Annotated in this window: 16 protein-coding genes; 9 read left to right on the plus strand and 7 right to left on the minus strand. The window is 48.8% G+C overall.

Annotation, left to right across the window (positions count from 1 at the left end; all coding sequences use genetic code 11):
- Window positions 1-6: 6 nt before the first annotated feature.
- The 4 genes from trpCF (at window position 7) to HR45_RS05405 (ending at window position 3,959) form a co-directional block, all read left to right on the plus strand.
- Window positions 7-1,395, plus strand: a complete 1,389-nt coding sequence (trpCF, locus tag HR45_RS05390) for a bifunctional indole-3-glycerol-phosphate synthase TrpC/phosphoribosylanthranilate isomerase TrpF (RefSeq protein WP_037440532.1) — start codon at window positions 7-9, stop codon at window positions 1,393-1,395.
- A gap of 38 nt (window positions 1,396-1,433) precedes the next feature.
- Window positions 1,434-2,633, plus strand: a complete 1,200-nt coding sequence (gene trpB, locus HR45_RS05395; protein ID WP_037440534.1) for a tryptophan synthase subunit beta — start codon at window positions 1,434-1,436, stop codon at window positions 2,631-2,633.
- Window positions 2,630-3,430, plus strand: coding sequence for a tryptophan synthase subunit alpha (trpA, locus tag HR45_RS05400; protein ID WP_037440537.1), 801 nt, complete (start codon window positions 2,630-2,632; stop codon window positions 3,428-3,430). The genes trpB and trpA overlap by 4 nt, the downstream gene beginning before the upstream one ends.
- A gap of 145 nt (window positions 3,431-3,575) precedes the next feature.
- The gene (locus HR45_RS05405) at window positions 3,576-3,959 is read left to right on the plus strand and encodes a DUF3224 domain-containing protein (RefSeq protein WP_037440541.1); all 384 of its coding nucleotides are present in this window, start codon (window positions 3,576-3,578) and stop codon (window positions 3,957-3,959) included.
- 145 nt (window positions 3,960-4,104) lie between these two features.
- Here HR45_RS05405 and HR45_RS05410 read toward each other — a convergent pair whose 3' ends face one another.
- Window positions 4,105-6,786: a DUF2339 domain-containing protein gene (locus tag HR45_RS05410; RefSeq protein ID WP_037440543.1), complete on the minus strand. Its 2,682-nt coding sequence runs from the start codon at window positions 6,784-6,786 to the stop codon at window positions 4,105-4,107.
- Window positions 6,787-6,947: 161 nt separating this feature from the next.
- A complete protein-coding gene (locus HR45_RS05415; protein ID WP_037440545.1) occupies window positions 6,948-7,337 on the minus strand; it encodes a glutaredoxin family protein in 390 nt (129 codons plus the stop codon).
- 286 nt (window positions 7,338-7,623) lie between these two features.
- On the opposite strand from HR45_RS05415, the gene HR45_RS05420 reads away from it, so the two are divergent.
- Window positions 7,624-8,235: a Yip1 family protein gene (locus HR45_RS05420; protein ID WP_037440547.1), complete on the plus strand. Its 612-nt coding sequence runs from the start codon at window positions 7,624-7,626 to the stop codon at window positions 8,233-8,235.
- 120 nt (window positions 8,236-8,355) lie between these two features.
- Here HR45_RS05420 and HR45_RS05425 read toward each other — a convergent pair whose 3' ends face one another.
- Entirely contained in the window at window positions 8,356-9,153 is a 798-nt protein-coding gene (locus tag HR45_RS05425) for an endonuclease/exonuclease/phosphatase family protein (RefSeq protein WP_037440549.1), read from the minus strand.
- Between the two features lie 223 nt (window positions 9,154-9,376).
- On the opposite strand from HR45_RS05425, the gene HR45_RS05430 reads away from it, so the two are divergent.
- Complete coding sequence (locus tag HR45_RS05430) at window positions 9,377-9,790, plus strand: MFS transporter (protein ID WP_156104020.1); 414 nt, start codon at window positions 9,377-9,379, stop codon at window positions 9,788-9,790.
- A gap of 181 nt (window positions 9,791-9,971) precedes the next feature.
- Here HR45_RS05430 and arsB read toward each other — a convergent pair whose 3' ends face one another.
- Entirely contained in the window at window positions 9,972-11,036 is a 1,065-nt protein-coding gene (arsB, locus tag HR45_RS05435) for an ACR3 family arsenite efflux transporter (RefSeq protein WP_037440553.1), read from the minus strand.
- Window positions 11,037-11,319: 283 nt separating this feature from the next.
- Between arsB and HR45_RS05440 the strand changes: the two genes are divergently transcribed.
- On the plus strand, window positions 11,320-11,922 hold the full coding sequence (locus tag HR45_RS05440) for an alpha/beta hydrolase (RefSeq protein ID WP_037440555.1): 603 nt from the start codon (window positions 11,320-11,322) through the stop codon (window positions 11,920-11,922).
- 77 nt (window positions 11,923-11,999) lie between these two features.
- On the opposite strand, the gene HR45_RS05445 is transcribed toward HR45_RS05440, so the two are convergent.
- The gene (locus tag HR45_RS05445) at window positions 12,000-12,521 is read right to left on the minus strand and encodes an NAD(P)H-dependent oxidoreductase (RefSeq protein WP_037440557.1); all 522 of its coding nucleotides are present in this window, start codon (window positions 12,519-12,521) and stop codon (window positions 12,000-12,002) included.
- Between the two features lie 68 nt (window positions 12,522-12,589).
- Entirely contained in the window at window positions 12,590-13,807 is a 1,218-nt protein-coding gene (locus HR45_RS05450) for an MFS transporter (RefSeq protein ID WP_037440560.1), read from the minus strand.
- Window positions 13,808-14,114: 307 nt separating this feature from the next.
- Between HR45_RS05450 and HR45_RS05455 the strand changes: the two genes are divergently transcribed.
- Window positions 14,115-14,708 carry a TetR/AcrR family transcriptional regulator gene (locus tag HR45_RS05455; RefSeq protein ID WP_037440562.1) on the plus strand — a complete coding sequence of 198 codons (594 nt, stop codon included), beginning with the start codon at window positions 14,115-14,117 and terminating at the stop codon, window positions 14,706-14,708.
- Between the two features lie 87 nt (window positions 14,709-14,795).
- Window positions 14,796-15,830 carry an NADP-dependent oxidoreductase gene (locus HR45_RS05460; protein ID WP_037440566.1) on the plus strand — a complete coding sequence of 345 codons (1,035 nt, stop codon included), beginning with the start codon at window positions 14,796-14,798 and terminating at the stop codon, window positions 15,828-15,830.
- A 220-nt stretch (window positions 15,831-16,050) separates the two neighbouring features.
- On the opposite strand, the gene HR45_RS05465 is transcribed toward HR45_RS05460, so the two are convergent.
- A complete protein-coding gene (locus tag HR45_RS05465; protein WP_037440569.1) occupies window positions 16,051-17,298 on the minus strand; it encodes a YeeE/YedE family protein in 1,248 nt (415 codons plus the stop codon).
- Window positions 17,299-17,488: the final 190 nt, after the last annotated feature.

Below are 17,488 nucleotides of genomic sequence, written 5' to 3' on the forward strand. Positions count from 1 at the left end.
GCGTCAATGAGTAATGTATTAACCAAAATTGTCGACACCAAAGCGGCTCATATTGAAAGTTTAAAAGCGCGTTTTCCCGAAGAAAGTCTGCACCCCAAAATATCGACGCGCAGCCTCTACGAGGCCCTGAACGGTGACAAAGCAGGCTTTATTTTGGAGTGCAAAAAAGCCAGCCCATCAAAAGGCCTCATCCGCGATGACTTTGACCCTATCGCCATCGCCGAGGTATACAGCCATTACGCCAGTGCAGTGTCAGTGCTGACCGACGAAGAGTTTTTCCAAGGCGACATGGCATTCATTCCAATGGTGCGCACTAAAATCGACCAACCGATTTTGTGTAAAGACTTTTTTGTATCGCCGTATCAAATCAAGCTGGCGGCTCACCAAGGCGCCGATGCGATTTTGTTGATGTTGTCAGTGCTGGATGATGAGCAATATCAACTGCTGGCAGCTGAAGCCGCCAAGTATCAACTTGATACGCTGACCGAAGTCTCCAACAAGGAAGAACTCACTCGCGCTATTGCGTTGAACGCGCCAATTGTCGGCATCAACAATCGAAATCTGCGTGATTTGAGCACCCACATAGAAACCACTGAACGTTTGGCACCACAGTTGCCCGAAGGCATGCTAGTGATCAGTGAATCCGGTATCTACACTCACCAAGATGTTCGCCGCCTAAGCCCGTTAGTGAATGGCTTTTTGGTTGGCAGCTCATTGATGAGCGAAGATGACTTAGATTTAGCCTGCCGCAAACTACTGTTCGGTCACCATAAAGTGTGTGGCCTCACTCGTGCGCAAGATATCGCTGCAGCCGCCGATGCTGGTGCGATTTATGGCGGGCTAATTTTCGCCGACAAATCGCCACGCAAGGTCACGGTTGAGCAAGCAAAAGCCTTGGCAACCGCTAACAGTGAACTTAAGCGGAGACTGCACTTGGTAGGCGTATTTGTGAATGAACGCGCCGATATCATTGCTGAGCTGGCCGCCAATTTAGATCTCGCAGCGGTGCAACTGCACGGCAATGAAACAGAACACGACATCACCGCCATCAAACAAGCACTGAGCAAAGCCCGCTGCTTTAACACGCAAGTGTGGAAAGCGATTCCAGTCGCAACCGATGCAGCACCAATCGCCATTCCAGCCAATGCCGACCGCGTGTTGTACGACAGCAAAAATGCCGCAGGTTTTGGTGGCACCGGCAGCAGCTTTGACTGGTCACAAGCATTGAGCAGTAAAACCGAAGCGATGCTGGCGGGCGGCTTATCGGCCTACAATGCCAAAGACGCTGCCAACGCGGGTTTTTACGGTTTGGATTTTAATTCTGGTGTAGAAAGTGCGCCGGGCATAAAAGACGCGCAACAGATTATCGCCGCGCTGACTGCGGTCAGAGCGTAAAAAATTAGGTCGTTATCTCGGCCACAAAGGAAGTAACCATGAGTGAAATGCAACTTGATCCATTTTTTGGCGAATTTGGTGGCGCCTATGCACCACAAATTTTGATGCCAGCATTAAAGCAGCTTGAAGCGGCATTTGTTGAGGCGCGCCAAGACCCTGAATTCATCCAAGAGTTTAGCGATCTGCTGAGCAACTATGCTGGTCGCCCTACGCCACTAACGTTAACCCGCAACCTGTCACCCACCCCTAAGGTGAAAATCTACCTTAAGCGCGAAGACTTACTGCACGGCGGCGCCCACAAAACCAACCAAGTAATTGGTCAGGCGCTACTGGCACAACGCATGGGTAAAACAGAGATCATCGCTGAGACTGGCGCGGGTCAGCACGGTGTGGCTACTGCATTGGTTTGCGCCCTACTCGGCCTTAAATGCCGTATCTACATGGGTGCCAAAGACGTTGAACGTCAAAGCCCGAACGTATTCCGTATGCGCTTGATGGGCGCAGAAGTGATCCCAGTAACCTCGGGTTCATCCACACTGAAAGACGCCTGTAATGAAGCCATGCGCGATTGGTCTGGCAGCTACGAGCGAGCGCACTACCTGCTTGGTACCGCCGCAGGCCCGCATCCATTCCCAACCATTGTGCGTGAATTCCAAAAAATGATTGGTGAAGAAGCCAAACAGCAAGTGCTGGAAAAAGAAGGCCGTCTGCCGGACGCGGTTATCGCTTGTGTGGGCGGCGGCTCCAACGCTATCGGCATGTTCGCCGACTTCATCAAAGAGGAAAGCGTCAAACTCATTGGCGTTGAACCTGCGGGTAAAGGCATTGAAACTGGTCATCACGGTGCACCGCTGCGCCACGGCAAACAGGGCATTTATCTCGGCATGCGCGCGCCATTGATGCAAGACCCTGATGGCCAAATCGAAGAATCTTACTCGATTTCAGCAGGCTTAGACTTCCCATCGGTTGGACCACAACACGCCTATTTGCACAGCATCGGCCGCGCTCAATATGAATCCGCGACCGATGATGAAGCGTTAGCTGCGTTTGAAAAACTGGCGCACTGCGAAGGGATTATTCCGGCCTTGGAATCATCACACGCCCTCGCCTATGCGCTCAAATATGCTGAAGAGTGCACCGAAGATACGATTTTGGTGGTTAACCTTTCCGGTCGTGGTGACAAAGATATTTTCACTGTGTCTGATATTTTGGAACAGCGTCAACAGGAGGCCAAATGAGCCGTTATCAGCAGTGTTTTGCCCGTTTAGCTGAACAAAAACGTGGTGCATTTGTCCCATTCGTCACTATTGGTGATCCTGATTTAGCGCAATCGCTGGCGATTATCGAAACACTGATTGCCAACGGTGCCGATTGCTTAGAGCTGGGTTTTCCATTTTCCGATCCTTTGGCCGATGGCCCAGTGATCCAAGGCGCCAACTTGCGTTCGTTGCACGCTGGTACCACCCCAAGTAAATGCTTTGAAATTATCGAAACCATTCGCGCTAAATACCCAGACACACCGATTGGTTTGCTGCTGTACGCCAACTTAGTATTTGCCAATGGCATCGACAATTTCTATCAGCGCGCTAAGGCCGCCGGCGTCGATTCAGTGTTGGTGGCCGATGTGCCAGTTGAGATGTCAGCGCCATTTGTTGCTGCAGCCAAAGCGGCCGGCATTGCACCGATTTTTATTGCACCGCCTAATGCGGATCACGACACGCTGGAGCAAGTGGCCAAAACCGCTGAAGGTTACACCTATCTGCTATCGCGCGCTGGTGTCACCGGTGCTGACAATGCTGCCGGCATGCCAGTCGATGAAGTGCTGAAAACCTTAAAAGAATTTGATGCGCCTCCGCCGCTGCTCGGTTTTGGTATCGCCAAACCTGAGCAGGTTAAAGCCGCGATTGATGCCGGTGCCGCTGGCGCGATTTCAGGCTCAGCAGTAGTGAAAATCATCGAAGCCAATCTTGATGATAAAACCTCCATGCTGGAGCAACTGGCGAAGTTTGTGGCGGATATGAAAGCCGCCAGCTAAGCCATACTAAGCTGCTACCAAAAACGCCACAGTGCACTGCATTTGTGGCGTTTTTATTTCGGCATAGCGAATAGCTATACAGTGTTATTAACTGAGCAACCATGCTAGGGTGAATGCCTACCTTTTTGCACAAGGAGCCAACACAATGGACGGTACGTTTCAAATCACTGAATGGGACGAAAACGCCTATAACGATAGTGGCGATGGTGTTAAGAAAAGCCATGCAAAAATCAAACAACAATACTCAGGTGCGATTATTGGCGCGAGTGAACTGCAATATTTGATGTCGTATCAATCTGCCACAACTGCGGTATTTGTTGGCTTTGAAGTCGTCAACGGCGTTATCGATGGTAAGTCTGGTACTATCACGCTTCAACACAACGGCAAATTCGAAAATGGCGTTGCAAGTAGCGAATTTTCTATCGTCACAGGATCTGGCACTGGTGAATTGGCGGGTGTTGAAGGTAATGGTAGTTTCCGTTCCGGCGCTGCAGGACAAGCGAGCTACCAGCTGACACTAACAGCATAGATGCGCAGTCGTCTTAAACAATCATGCCAGCCGTTAGTTGTGCTAAAGAAGTCATCCTCGGCATACAGCCTTGCATCTAAAAACGGTATGCCGATACACCGAATGTATTCGAACCAAACCTAAGCTGGGAGACACTATTCCGTTGCTAGTCGGATGATTCCGCTGCCGCTTGTTGACGTTGCTTTAACACTTGGAACAAGCGGCCAATAGCAATCAGCGCTAATCCCAAGCCTAAGAAACTCACCACCCGCCAGACGCCATCTAGATGGCCGATGTCTGATAGGAACACTTTCAACGCAGCGACACCCAATAACGCCAGTCCTAATTTCTGCATCAATGCTTGTTGCTGGCGGATACCGCCAAAGGTCAAGGCACATCCTGCCAGAATCAGCGTTACCGAATAGCTTAACCATTCGGCCATGGTGGTGCCGACCTCGATATTCAGCATTCCCGGTTGCCAGAACTGGCGTATCGACAAGATCAACCAAATACCGACTAAGGCGCCACCAATGGCATAGCGTGCCAATTTCAATTGCATGTCATCGATCTTAGGTAAGCTCGGCAGCCAACGACGTTGCGTTGCCAACAATAACAATGCCCCCGGGATCAACCACCCTAACGCCAGTGGATTAAATACTGGCCAGTCAGCACCTGTGACACTATCGCTCCACAGTGGCATAAACTGCACATTAATCAACAATACACAAAATGCGGCGGCGCCTTGTAGCAGTTGACGATAAACGAGGTAGAACTTCTGCATCGCTGCGTGCTGGCAACGCTGTTGACGATAGCCATACACCGCACACAAGCCCAATGCTTCTATTAACCAGAAACTGCAGCTGATCAGGTCAATATCGCTAAACACCAAATAACTACCAGTGACCAGATAATGACTTTCGATAAACAGGAACAGTGCTGCGATATGGATTAGTGCCCCTTCCAACCAATCCGCCAAAATTAGCTTGGCCTGCTGAGCTATGCGCATCGCAAATGCCAACACCAACAACGGTGGAATACAGGTGACCCAAGCTAACGACCACAGCGGCCATGAACCCATATGCCAGTCAGGCATGAAGGGCAACAAGGTCAAGCGCAGCAACAATAACGATACAAACACTTTAGGCACGAACGCGTGCATCACAGGTAACTGCTTTGCCGTTTGCCACACAATCACGAGGACTTGTAATGCCAGCAATAGGCCAAAGGTTGGGCCATCAAACCACAACGCAGAGTTAACCAAGAGTAATGCATGAATCGCGGTAGAAAAGTCCGCCCGCAGACGGTCAATTTTAACCGCAGCAAATGCCAATACAGCCATAACAACAGCACTGAGGAGTGAGCTTAACCACAGCTGTTGTGGCAGATGGGCGTCGGTATAAACCAGTAAACTCGCAATCAATAATTGCGGCCCCGCAACTAGCCACCAATAACTCACTTTGTTGTCATCAGAGCGATTGGCTAAGTATGCCTGAGCCATAGTGAGTAGCCACCAAACGGCCACTATCCCCACCAATACTGGTAGCGCAATATAATGGTGCACTAGCGGATATTGCGAGCTTGCCAACACCAAGGTTAACCATGCTGCCAACGCTGGCGTGTGATAGCGATGGCGTCGTAACAGTAACATGGGTTGCCATAACAGTAAGGCCAATAGTAGCGATACCATAGTGCTTGAGACGCTATTACTAGGCAACAGCTGCATATTGCAGCCAAGTAGCAACATCAAACTTAATAAGACTGGAGCAAAATAGCTTTGGAAGCCGCGACAGGCAATTGCCTCACCACGCAGTAACCAGCTTTGCGCTGGTACAGTGCTTAATAGGTAGGCACTTACAGGATAGAAAATAACAGTCCACCACAGTACGTTTGGCACAAGTACCGTGATCAGCGCCATCCACAGCATATGCCCAGTAAATACGCCCCATAACAGCCAAGGTAATTGACAACGTCTGAGCACATAAAGGCCGACGGCTGACACCGCACAGATATAACAAGCAAGGGTAAAGTAAGCGCCCGTGCCGGAGGACAACCACAAGGGGGCGAGGTAGCCGCCGACTAAGCCCAACACCGCCATTAAGCTACCGTAGCGTATCCCAGCAAACAGTGACAACAGCGCTGTCGCTGCGATAAACAGCATAGCAACCGAGGTGCTAAGCAGTTGGTAACTCACAGTGGCAAACACTAAAGAGGCATACACGCCAGTAGTCCCCGCCGCCACAATGGCTGCAGGAATGTAATCCTTGCCTAGTTTGCCGGTGACAGCTTGGCCATTGTTGATCTTACGGTGTAACCATTCGCCGACGCCGATGATGGCCAAAGAGATAAACAATGCAATGCCGATGCGCGTAGCCGGCGTGGTATCAACGCGATGCGCAATAAATTGCACCAAATAGCCTAGGCCAAACACCAAGGCTAAGCCACCGCACCATACCAACCAGTTATCTTTAAAATGTGAGATCAGTATTTGCTGCCAGGCGGGGATGCTGTGATTGGAGCGATTGGCGCTATGTTTCTGCGCGTTGCGGTCATCTTGAGCTTTCACTGCCGCCATCGGCGCCGCTGATTTCGCAATACGTGGAGGTTCCAACGCGGCAGCAACTGGCGTAGGTTCCGCTTGGGCTGTTTGAGGATGGGCGTCGCTATTGGCCTGATTAAGATATGTCGCGGTAGCGGCTTGTTCATGCCGTAGCGATTCAAGTTGCTGTCGCATCATTTTGAGACCCACAGCAAGAGTATTGACGCGTTTGGTCAAGCGTTGAACTTCCACAAACGCCAAAATAGCGAGTACGGCGAGCACTAGCACCAACAGCACTAATATCTCTTCCATTAGACATCCTTGTTGCGATCGAAATCAGCTTATCGCGAGAGCATATCATTGCCCTCTGTCTGGGTAAAATCAGTAGTTTAGTTAGCAAACATTAAGGTATGCAGCAATAAAAAACGCCGCAGCACAACAAAGTACGGCGGCGCCTCACGTCGCAGAAGCAATTACGCAGCAAAACGCTGCTGTAAATACTTTTTAATCTCTTCCGATTCATACATCCACTGTTCGCTGCCATCATTTTCGACAATTTTGAGGCAAGGAACTTTAACTTGTCCGCCTTTGCTTTCCAGTTCATCACGCGCATTTTGATCGCGCAATACGTTCGCCATGGAAATCGGCAGTGCTAGGCGATGAATTTCCTTCTTCACTTTAATGCAGAACGGACATGTAGTGTATTGATAAAGCGTTAACTGGCGACACTGAGCCTCAACCTCAGCCTGCGCCTGCTGCTCACGCTCAATAGGTTTAGGTTTTGAAACCGCGGCATAAATCAGCATAAACGGCATTAAAATACGACGTAACAATTTGAAAAACAGTCGAATAACAATACGCATGTGGGCCCCTAACTTTAAATGTTACTACATTAGTGTTCGTAAATTCGCGCTAGTCTAACAGGCAGCGTAGGTGTCACGCGAGTGCAAAATTTGCCTGTGTCCAACCACCATTTACAGACCAACGGTCATAGTTTGCTGGCTAGTCCTTACAATAGAAGTGATATCTAATTAATTGCTATATCCATGTAACTGATAATCACTATTAGTTCTTATTGAGATTTTTTAGCTGACTAAACTTTAGGAGTAGTGTTCGTTTTTGTTAGCGAGCGGCAATGCGAGGTCAACTATGAGTAATCACATCCTTGGACTGATATTGCATCCGGGTAAAGAGTGGCAACAGATCAACTCGGAGCACGAAACCGTGTCCCACCTTTATATGCACCATATTCTATGGCTTGCAGCAATACCGGTGGTGGCATCATTTATAGGTACAACGCAGTTTGGTTGGACCTTTGGCGGAGAAGAATCCTACAAAGTGTCCATTGAAAATGGCATAGCATTAGGTGTGGCATTTTATGCCTTGATGTTAGGTGCGGTATGGATTGTCGGCAGTTTAATTCACTGGTTAGCCAGAAAATACCCTGAGCGTCCACCACGCTCAGAATGTGTAGTATTTGCCGGGTACATTGCGACCCCCATGTTTTTAAGCGGTGTTGTCGCCATTTATCCTATTTTTTGGGTTTGCTTGTTAGCGCTAGGAGCCGGAGTTTGTTATACCGCCTACCTGCTGTACAAAGGTACCCCCAGATTCCTTGGGATCAGCCACGAAAAGGGCTTCATTATTTCGGGGATGACACTCGGCTGGGGCATTTTACTGCTAGAAGTATTACTTACTGTCGTCGTGATGTTGTGGAGCATGGGCTCAGAGCACAGCATCATGTGGAGCGTATTCAAGTAGCCTGCCATTTGATACCCGCCATGGATGGCCGGTCTGCTTCAGACCAATCCTAAATTCCCTTCCTGTAAATTCCTCAATGCTTAAACCGAACGTCCTTGTTCTTTATCTTATCGCTGAGTGCTAAAACGTTATGGTCGCAACAACAGGTCGATGATCCGGACGTTGCTCATCATCATGACAATATTCCTCCTCTGGGAACAGAATATTGGACGTCGCAGATTGATAACTGCCGTGAACAAAGACGAAATCGAGGATGCTATTGTAGTTGGCATCACAGTTAGATTTGATCAGTTTGCTAGGCTTAATCCAATGCCACTCGCCACTGTCCATGAAAAGATTAAAGGCCTGATTCCCTTTGGCGGTGGGTAAGTCATAATCAAAGTTATAATCCCCTAGCGCAATAACCGTATCAGCTTGTTGTTTTACCCATTGCACCAACATGCGTGCCTGTTGCTGACGTTGTTCTGCCGCACCGCGCATTAAGTGATTGCCCACAATCGTGACCGTTTTCCCGGTTGTCCTATCCTTCAAAGTTGCAATTAACGCAGGACGCTCATACTTATTGACACCAAATACCAACTCGCTCTGATCCACCAAGCTAAAACGCTGTGGATTAAAGAAAATACCCAATGCATCAGTGGTTTCAATCGCATTCTTTGATGCAACAAATTGATAATCACCCATAGTTTTCGCCAGTGGTTTGGCCCATGAGATGGTCAACTCACTCAACATATAGACATCAGCTTTTGGTGCTTGTTGAATATAACCCGCCACTGTGGGTTCGGTAGCATCAGGCTTATAGCCGCCTTCAACGTTATAGCCCATCACAGTGATTGGCGCAGCCACTGCAACACCAGTCACCACGGAAAAACACAAGGCGGCCAGCGCCAGCGTTCGAGAAAAATATGCTTGCATCATCGACAATATCCACAAAAAAGATGGAGGGCTATCTTACTTAAAATTGGCCGACAGCGTTACTGCAATTGTGGCGCTAAAGCGGCAAACCCGCGCTTTTTTGTTCAACAAAATGTGTCTGATGGCAGCGCTGATTTCCTCAATTAAATCAATAGACAACAAGTATTCCTTTAGAACCTTATTAAGCAAATTTAATTTTATTTTAAGTTTTCTTTAGGCCACAATGATGCTTATAGGCACTTTTGGCATCGTCTTGTTATATGTCGCGGGGATCATGCAGCATGGCGGCATCGTCAGTGGTGATTTCATTGGGCTGTCGTATTTCTTGTTAACCATTTCAGAGTTATTCATCAGCGCGATTGGGCTGTCGATGATTTCGCTTTATTGCGATATACAGATGATGGGCTTTGCGATGGGCGTGTTCTACTTAGTTGTTTCGTTAGCGCAGCTCGTCTCTGGGCGTTTAAGTGAAATGCTTGCTCTCCCTAAAGCCACGCTGTTACCGAGCGAAACTTTGCCGATTTATACCCACTTCTATCTCTATCTGGCAGCCGCCGCTTTTATCATGGGCGTGATGTTTTTGGTGAGTTCGCGCATTGCCAATGATTACTTTCATAAACAAGGGATTGCACTGCCCTAACCCGCTTCCCACTTGGAGTATTTTGGCCGAGAATCTCGGCCTTCTTTTTTCTATCACTGCACCTGAGTCATCGCACCAGCTGCACGTTGGCGTAGTTCTTCACCACGTTGTTCTCTTAGTTAGCCATATCAACGCCTGATGTATCTGCACCACAATCGTGAAAAGCTACACGATGAAAAAACTAATTTGCGTAATGACGTTTCATGCGTAACGCCACGTTCACTAGACCGATTAACACTGGCACTTCAACCAGTGGGCCAATTACTCCGGCGAACGCTTGTGGCGAGCTTAAACCAAAAACGGCCACAGCAACGGCAATGGCCAATTCAAAGTTGTTACCAGTGGCGGTGAAAGCAATCGACGCATTTTTGTCGTACGCAATACCTAAACGTTTACCAATAAAGAAGCTGGCAAAAAACATCACCAAAAAGTAGATCACTAAAGGCACGGCAACCCGCAACACATCAAATGGCAACTCGATGATCATTTCGCCCTTTAAGCTGAACATCAACACAATGGTAGCCAGCAGCGCGATCAGGGTAATGGGAGAAATGCGTGGCAGGTAAACATGGGTATACCATGCCTCACCTTTGATACTGACGAGTAGCTTACGGCCCACAAAACCCGCCACAAACGGCACACCAAGATAAAGCGCAACCGTTTTAGCAATATCGCCCATGGTGATATCGACGTCTAAGCTTTGCAGACCAAAATACGGCGGCAGCACAGTAATGAACAACCACGCCAACACACTGTAGGTAAGAATTTGAAACAGGCTGTTCAGCGCCACTAGCATAGCGCCATACTCTTTATTGCCATCACCAATGTCGTTCCACACCAACACCATAGCAATGCAGCGCGCCAAGCCAATCAAAATCACGCCCACCATATAACCGGGATGGTCGTGCAAAAAAATCAGCGCAAGCGCAAACATCAAAATTGGCCCGACAATCCAGTTCATCACTAGCGATAAACCGATGGCCTTTTTATCGCGGCTCACTTCACCGAGCAGCCCGTAATTTACTTTGGCAAGTGGCGGATACATCATCAGAATCAGCCCAATCGCCAGCGGGATATTGGTAGTACCCACCGATAAACTATCGGTCCATGCCGCAGCTTGCGGAAAACACACGCCAATCCCGACGCCTAATGCCATGGCTAGAAAAATCCACAGCGTTAAATAACGATCAATAAAACTCATTTTTTGGATGGCAGGCGTTTTTTCTTCCACAGCACATTGACGCATTTTTACCTCAACCTTCAGAGCCACAACCTTGTAGCCAGCCCCACACGCAATAGGGCGATGTGGCGCTATTCTATCTCAACCACTTGTTCTTATCATTGATTTTAATAGCATTAATAGTGATATGAATACATGCAGTGAAAAATGGAATGTAGCTGTAAATGCCAACATTCATAAGCTAACTATCAACATTTTGTTGTTAATTATTCCCTTTTTACTGTCTTAATAAGTTTCTAAGTCGCATATAAACTGCAGACAACGATGACAAACAAAATAAGGGAACATAATGGCGAAGCACGTCGTTATTTTGCTACACGGGGTTGGCAGCAATGGCGCCAACATGGCAGCACTCGCCCAGCAATGGCAACAGGCATTACCAGATGTTCTGTGGGTGGCACCCAATGCGCCATTTACCTCAGATTTTGGCAATGGTTACCAATGGTTTAGCTTGCAAAACATTAGCGATGCAGAGCGCCCAAGCAGAATCGCCGCAGCACGTTCTTCACTTGATCAACTGCTACAAAATCTATTTAGCCAGCACGACATTGACCCCAGCGTTGACCAGATTATCTTGGTCGGATTCTCACAAGGTTCAATGATGTCCCTCGATATGCTGGTGAGTGCGCGTACGCCGCTCGCTGGGGTTGTAGCATTCTCTGGTCGGCTCGCCTCACCAACACCGTATCAGTTTGAACGTGCGCTACCGGTACTGTTAGTCCATGGCCTAAGCGATAATGCCATCGCTTACACTGAGTCCGAAAAAGCTGCCGCTGCGCTAACAACTTTAGGGCATCAGGTACAAACGCAGTTTGAGCCTAGTCTGACACATGCAATATCGCCGCAAGGCGCTGCCACTGCACTTAAATTTATCCAACATTGTTTTGAGTAGCCGCTGCGCCTCGCTAGCCACAATGAAAAAGCCCATGGCGGATGATGTTCTGCCACGGGCTTTTTATATTGCCAACCTTACTGAATCGCGGCGCTGACTTGTTGCTTAAATTCAGCTAAACGCGCAGGTTCAACGTCCATTGAATTGAACAATACCAACGGCTCGGCATAGTGCATACCAACATACAATGCGTTGGCTTTCATCGGCGTTAGCACTTCATCCATAGTGCTTTGCACCAGCCCATCGGCTGAGTACATCTGTTCGCCGGCCCCCGCACTGGTGACTGCTAGCAGTGTTTTGCCTTTCAGCGCTTCACCACCTGGGCCAAATGCCCAGCCATAGCTCCACACCTGATTGAAATAGGCTTTTAACATTGGCGTGATATTGAACCAATGCGTGGGATACAGGTACACAATACGATCTTTACCTGCATAAGCTTGCTGCTCTGCAGCAACATCAAAGCCATTAATATCGCTGCCATATAAACTTTCAAGATTGCGCACTTCAACGTCTGGTAATGTCGCCAGATGCTGCTCTACCGCCTTGATAACCTTGGATTGTTCCGGATAAGGATGAGACACAATCACCAATGTTTTCATACATACTCCTACAACTTATATTGTATTCAATCCTCACACCTCACTGGCGTTGGATTGAACAAAAGCGTTTACGCACTATGCTGGGTAGTCGCCGTCAGCGGCCGCTTTTGTAGCGACGTCAGCGTTAAAATAAAGGTCAACGCCATTACTGTGGCGGTTAATGGCATATTGGCGCTGATGCCCATTTGGTCGATAGCAGTACCACTTAGCGACGCGCCAATAATGGCGGCAAGTTGTAATGCTGCAGAATAGAGCCCCCCAGCGCTATCAGCCGCATCGGGCAGCGCGCGAGTTATCCATGTAGACCAGATAATGGGCAACACCGCGCCAAAGAATCCCCAAGATGCGATTAATACAAACGCCAGTAAGTGCAGTTGCGGCCCGGCCAACAAGGCCAAGGCAACCAGCACCATGGCAATCGGCATACCGATAAGAATTTGTTTGAGTAGTCGCTGAACCAGCACACCGGCAAAGGTTACACCAACAAAACTTGCCACCCCAAAGCACACCCAAGACAGCGAAATCTGTTCGATATTAAAATGCAGGTAACTCTCCATATAGGGGCGCATATAGATATACAGCATTTGATTACCGGTAAAACTGAGCAACATAGCAGTAAATGCCAACATCACCCCCGGACGACGCAGTAACTTTCCCATACCATCGCTGTGATGCACGCTCGCAGCAGTAACACTTGGCACACTAAACCACTGCAATAGCAGCACCCCAACAGACAATATGCCAACGGTGGTAAAGACCGCTCGCCAGCCAAAGATATCCCCCAAGTAGCTACCTAAAGGCGCCGCAACAACCAGCGCTAACGACACGCCGGAGAAGATAATGGAAAATGCTGATGCTACCCGTTCAGCCGGTACCAACTGCATCGTCACGGGTGTCAAAATGGCCCAAAAGCCGCCGATGGCAATGCCAAGCACAACACGAGCAACGAGTAACAGCCAGAGATTACTGGCCACTGATGTCATCACACAGGACAACACTAACAGTAATGAAAAACTCAAAATGAGTTTACGACGGTCGACCCGTTTAAAGAGTGCAGGCAGCACTAAACCACTGAGCATGGCGAGCGTGGCCGTTGTCGAAATCATCTGTCCTGCGACGCCGGTTGAAACATCCAACGCCTTAGCCATCTCGGTTAACAAACTGACCGGCAGCAACTCTGCCGAGATCAAAACCGCGACGCCCAGCATCAGTGAAATAATGGCCGCCCACTTAGATTGAGGTTTTATCGAGGGTTCTGCTTTTACGTGCATTATCGAACGGCTCATAGACGTGTTACTGCTCCACGATATTTCGGATAACGGCCCATAACGGAGGCATTACCCAAGGATTTAGGGACAATATTGTAAAAGCCGAGCCATGATTTCGTTTGCCTATCCCTCGTAGTTACTTGCCTATTATTACAAACAGCAAGTACGCATCAGTATATGTTAGGCCTAGTTATTGGCCGTTATTCTAGATAGGATTGCCCAATATTTGGCTGTTAACGTCTTTTCGATAACCTGCTTGAGAATGAGCTGATTAGGGATTTTAGCAACCTAGACGACTGGTCTAATTGCTGTTAGGATCGGCGCCATGAACGGAAAAACACACGACACTCGACAGCACATTCTTGATGTGGGTTATCAACTGGTATTGCAAAAAGGCTTTACCGGGATGGGCTTGTCAGAACTACTTAAAACCGCAGACGTCCCCAAAGGCTCGTTCTATCATTACTTTGCCTCTAAAGAGCAACTCGGCGTGGTCTTAGTGGAACAATATTTTCAGCGGCATCTGAGTTTTATGCTGCAAATTTTTCAGCAAAGTAACCTCAGCCAATTTGAAAAGCTGATGCAGTATTGGCAAGCATGGGTGGAGCATAACAGTCCACAATGTGCCAATGGCAAATGTCTGGTGGTCAAGCTTGCTGGTGAAGTCTCAGACTTCTCGGAACCGATGCGCATGGCGTTGTTAACGGGCACAGAACAGGTGATCACTCACCTAACTACTGCACTTAGTGAAGGTTGCCAGCAAGGTGAATTCCATTTAAGCGATAGCCGTCAAACCGCTGAACTGCTGTATAACATGTGGTTGGGTGCCAGTTTATTGGTCAAAATCCGTCTCGATGATTCCACTTTACAACATGCACTGCAAACCACTGAGCAACTGCTCACCCAACCTCAGCGTTGATCATTTAGCTAACTGAGCCCGCTTATTGAGTAAGCGGTTTTTTACCTCAACAACTAGACGACTGGTCTAATTTAACAGGACAATATGATGACTGATAAAACCAACCAACGCATAGTACTCGCTTCGCGCCCAGTCGGTGCTCCAACTGCGGCCAACTTTCGCATAGAGCAAGTGGCAAAACCTGTTCCAGCTGAGGGCGAAGTGCTACTGCGTAATATCTACCTATCACTAGATCCCTATATGCGTGGCCGTATGAGTGATGCCGCCTCCTATGCTGATCCAGTCGCCATCGACGATGTCATGGTCGGCGGCGCCGTCTGCCAAGTTGAAGCATCTAATCATCCTGATTATGAAGTGGGAGAATGGGTGCTCACCTACCAAGCAGGCTGGCAGCAATATGCGCTCGCCGACGCTCAGGATTTCGTTAAATTGGGTAAACACCCAGAGCATCCGTCCTATGCACTAGGCATTATGGGAATGCCGGGCTTTACCGCCTATGTTGGGCTGCTCGACATTGGCGAACCTAAGCCGGGTGAAACCGTAGTGGTCGCGGCAGCCACTGGTCCAGTAGGCGCGACTGTCGGTCAAATTGCCAAAATTAAAGGATGCCGCGCGGTCGGTATCGCGGGTAGCGCAGAGAAATGCCGCCATGCGGTCGAAGTACTCGGCTTTGATGCCTGTATCGACCACCGTGCTCCCGATTTTGCAGCACAGTTAGCGGCAGCATGTAATGATGGTATTGACGTCTATTTTGAAAATGTCGGTGGCAAAGTATTTGATAGCGTCATTCCACTGCTCAATGCGCATGCGCGTATTCCGCTGTGTGGCTTGGTATCACAATATAACGCCACAGAATTACCCCAAGGCCCGGATCGTCTGGGTCTGCTGATGGTGCAACTGCTGGTTAAGCGTATTAAGGTGCAAGGCTTTATTATCTTTGATGGCAACCAACACCGCTATCCGGCCTTTGCCAAAGATATGCAGCAATGGCTGAGTGAAGGCAAAATTCACTATCGTGAGCAACTGGAGCAAGGATTAGCTAACGCGCCGCAACAATTGATCAACCTACTGGAGGGTAAAAACTTCGGCAAAGTGGTGATTCAAGTCAACCCACCGCTGTAATCACTTGCCGACGAAAAGGCCGCAGCCAATTCGGCAGCGGTCTTTGCCAACTTGAGCAACGGCAGCTTTCGCCCGCTTAGGCATTGCGGGTATTAGCCTATCTAGCGATTATTCAAGAGCGAGTTTTCGCACTCGAAACAGTACATTACGCCAGGCCTAATCCAAAAAAATCCCTCAGTACGTGATGTTACTGCGGGATTTTTTGTAAGTTCAGCGTCGCTTACAGCAAGCGCTTACGCAGCATATTGCCCAGCACACCGCCAGTAATCATCACCAGCAAAAACACCCAACCAGAGAGTGAGAAGTTTGCAATTGGGGTAAACAGCGCACCAACATTACAACCATTTGCAAAGCGTGTTCCGAATCCCATCGACAACCCGGCAACCGCCAGCAATGCGACTTCCATTGCCGATAATGGCAGCCGAGAAAAACCACTGGCAAATCGACCCGCCAGCAGCAACGACACCAAAGCACCGATAATAATACCGATGTTTTGTACGGTTACCGCATGGCTAAAAAACGGCATAGTGAACGCCTGTACCGACTTATGACTAAACGCTGCAACATCGGCGGCATCAACACCGCACAAAATCAGCAAGCGGCCAAACCACAGTCCGAATGGCGTAGAAGCTCCCCAGCCAGAACCGGTAACGCCCATCAACAACATAAACATCAGCACGATCACTGCAATCCCTGTAATGGGCGACCAGCGCGCAATAAACAGTGCATGGTAGGTTTCACGACTAAAAAAGCGCTGCTGTGTCAGCTCAATACCACTGCCTTGCTGCTGTTCAACTTCACTGTGCACCCCAATAAAGCTGCCCTGCTCGCGGCGGCTGCGCTCATAGCGAATGGCAAACCAACTCACGATGCTGGCGAATAACGCAGTCAACAGCATTGCACCGAGATACCCACCAAGTGGATCGGTACTAAATAGATCCGGTAAAAAGACCCCTTTATTTGGGAAACTCGCCGATGACACCCAAGTGTCGCGGATCCAGCTTTGAGTTGCTTGCAAAGGAAAACCTAAAAATACGCCCATCCCAAAAAACAACAGTGCTATCGCCGGACGCAACACATTACTAGAAAAGTAGGTCAACACACCTGACGCGCAGCAGCCGGCAATCGCCATACCAAAACCGAACATCAAACCACCGACCAGTAACCCGACATTAAGCGGCTTCACCCATAACTTCACCGCGCTGACATCTTGCTGGATCAGTAAGGCACAGGTCGCAAGCGCCGTGAGTACAAACAACAACATCAGATGCCGCAATAAACGAGTCGACCCGGCGCGATAAGCGCGATTTACACTACCAGCAAAGCCAAGAGAGGCTCGGCTCAGCGCGTAACCCAATCCCAAGCCAACTAACAAACGAAAGAAAATACTGCCATCGAGCCACAAAGCTCCAGCAATGACGGTTAACGCTAACAACACGGCGCCACTGATATGTTCTTTAAGATTCACCTTTACGCTCCACAACTACACGGCGCTTCTTATTGACCGCAAAATAAGCGGCATAATTTACCTAAGAATCCGGTTCTTTAAAACCGGACAGTTAGACTAAAGTTGAATAATAAAGAGCTCGTCTCAGCTACGGACGCCAAGTCTTGAGGCGTCGCGTAAGCCGTCGACACAAGGTGATGTTTGCCAGCAT

Origin of the sequence: Shewanella mangrovi (assembly GCF_000753795.1) — a bacterium.
GTDB classification, from domain to species: Bacteria; Pseudomonadota; Gammaproteobacteria; order Enterobacterales; family Shewanellaceae; genus Shewanella; species Shewanella mangrovi.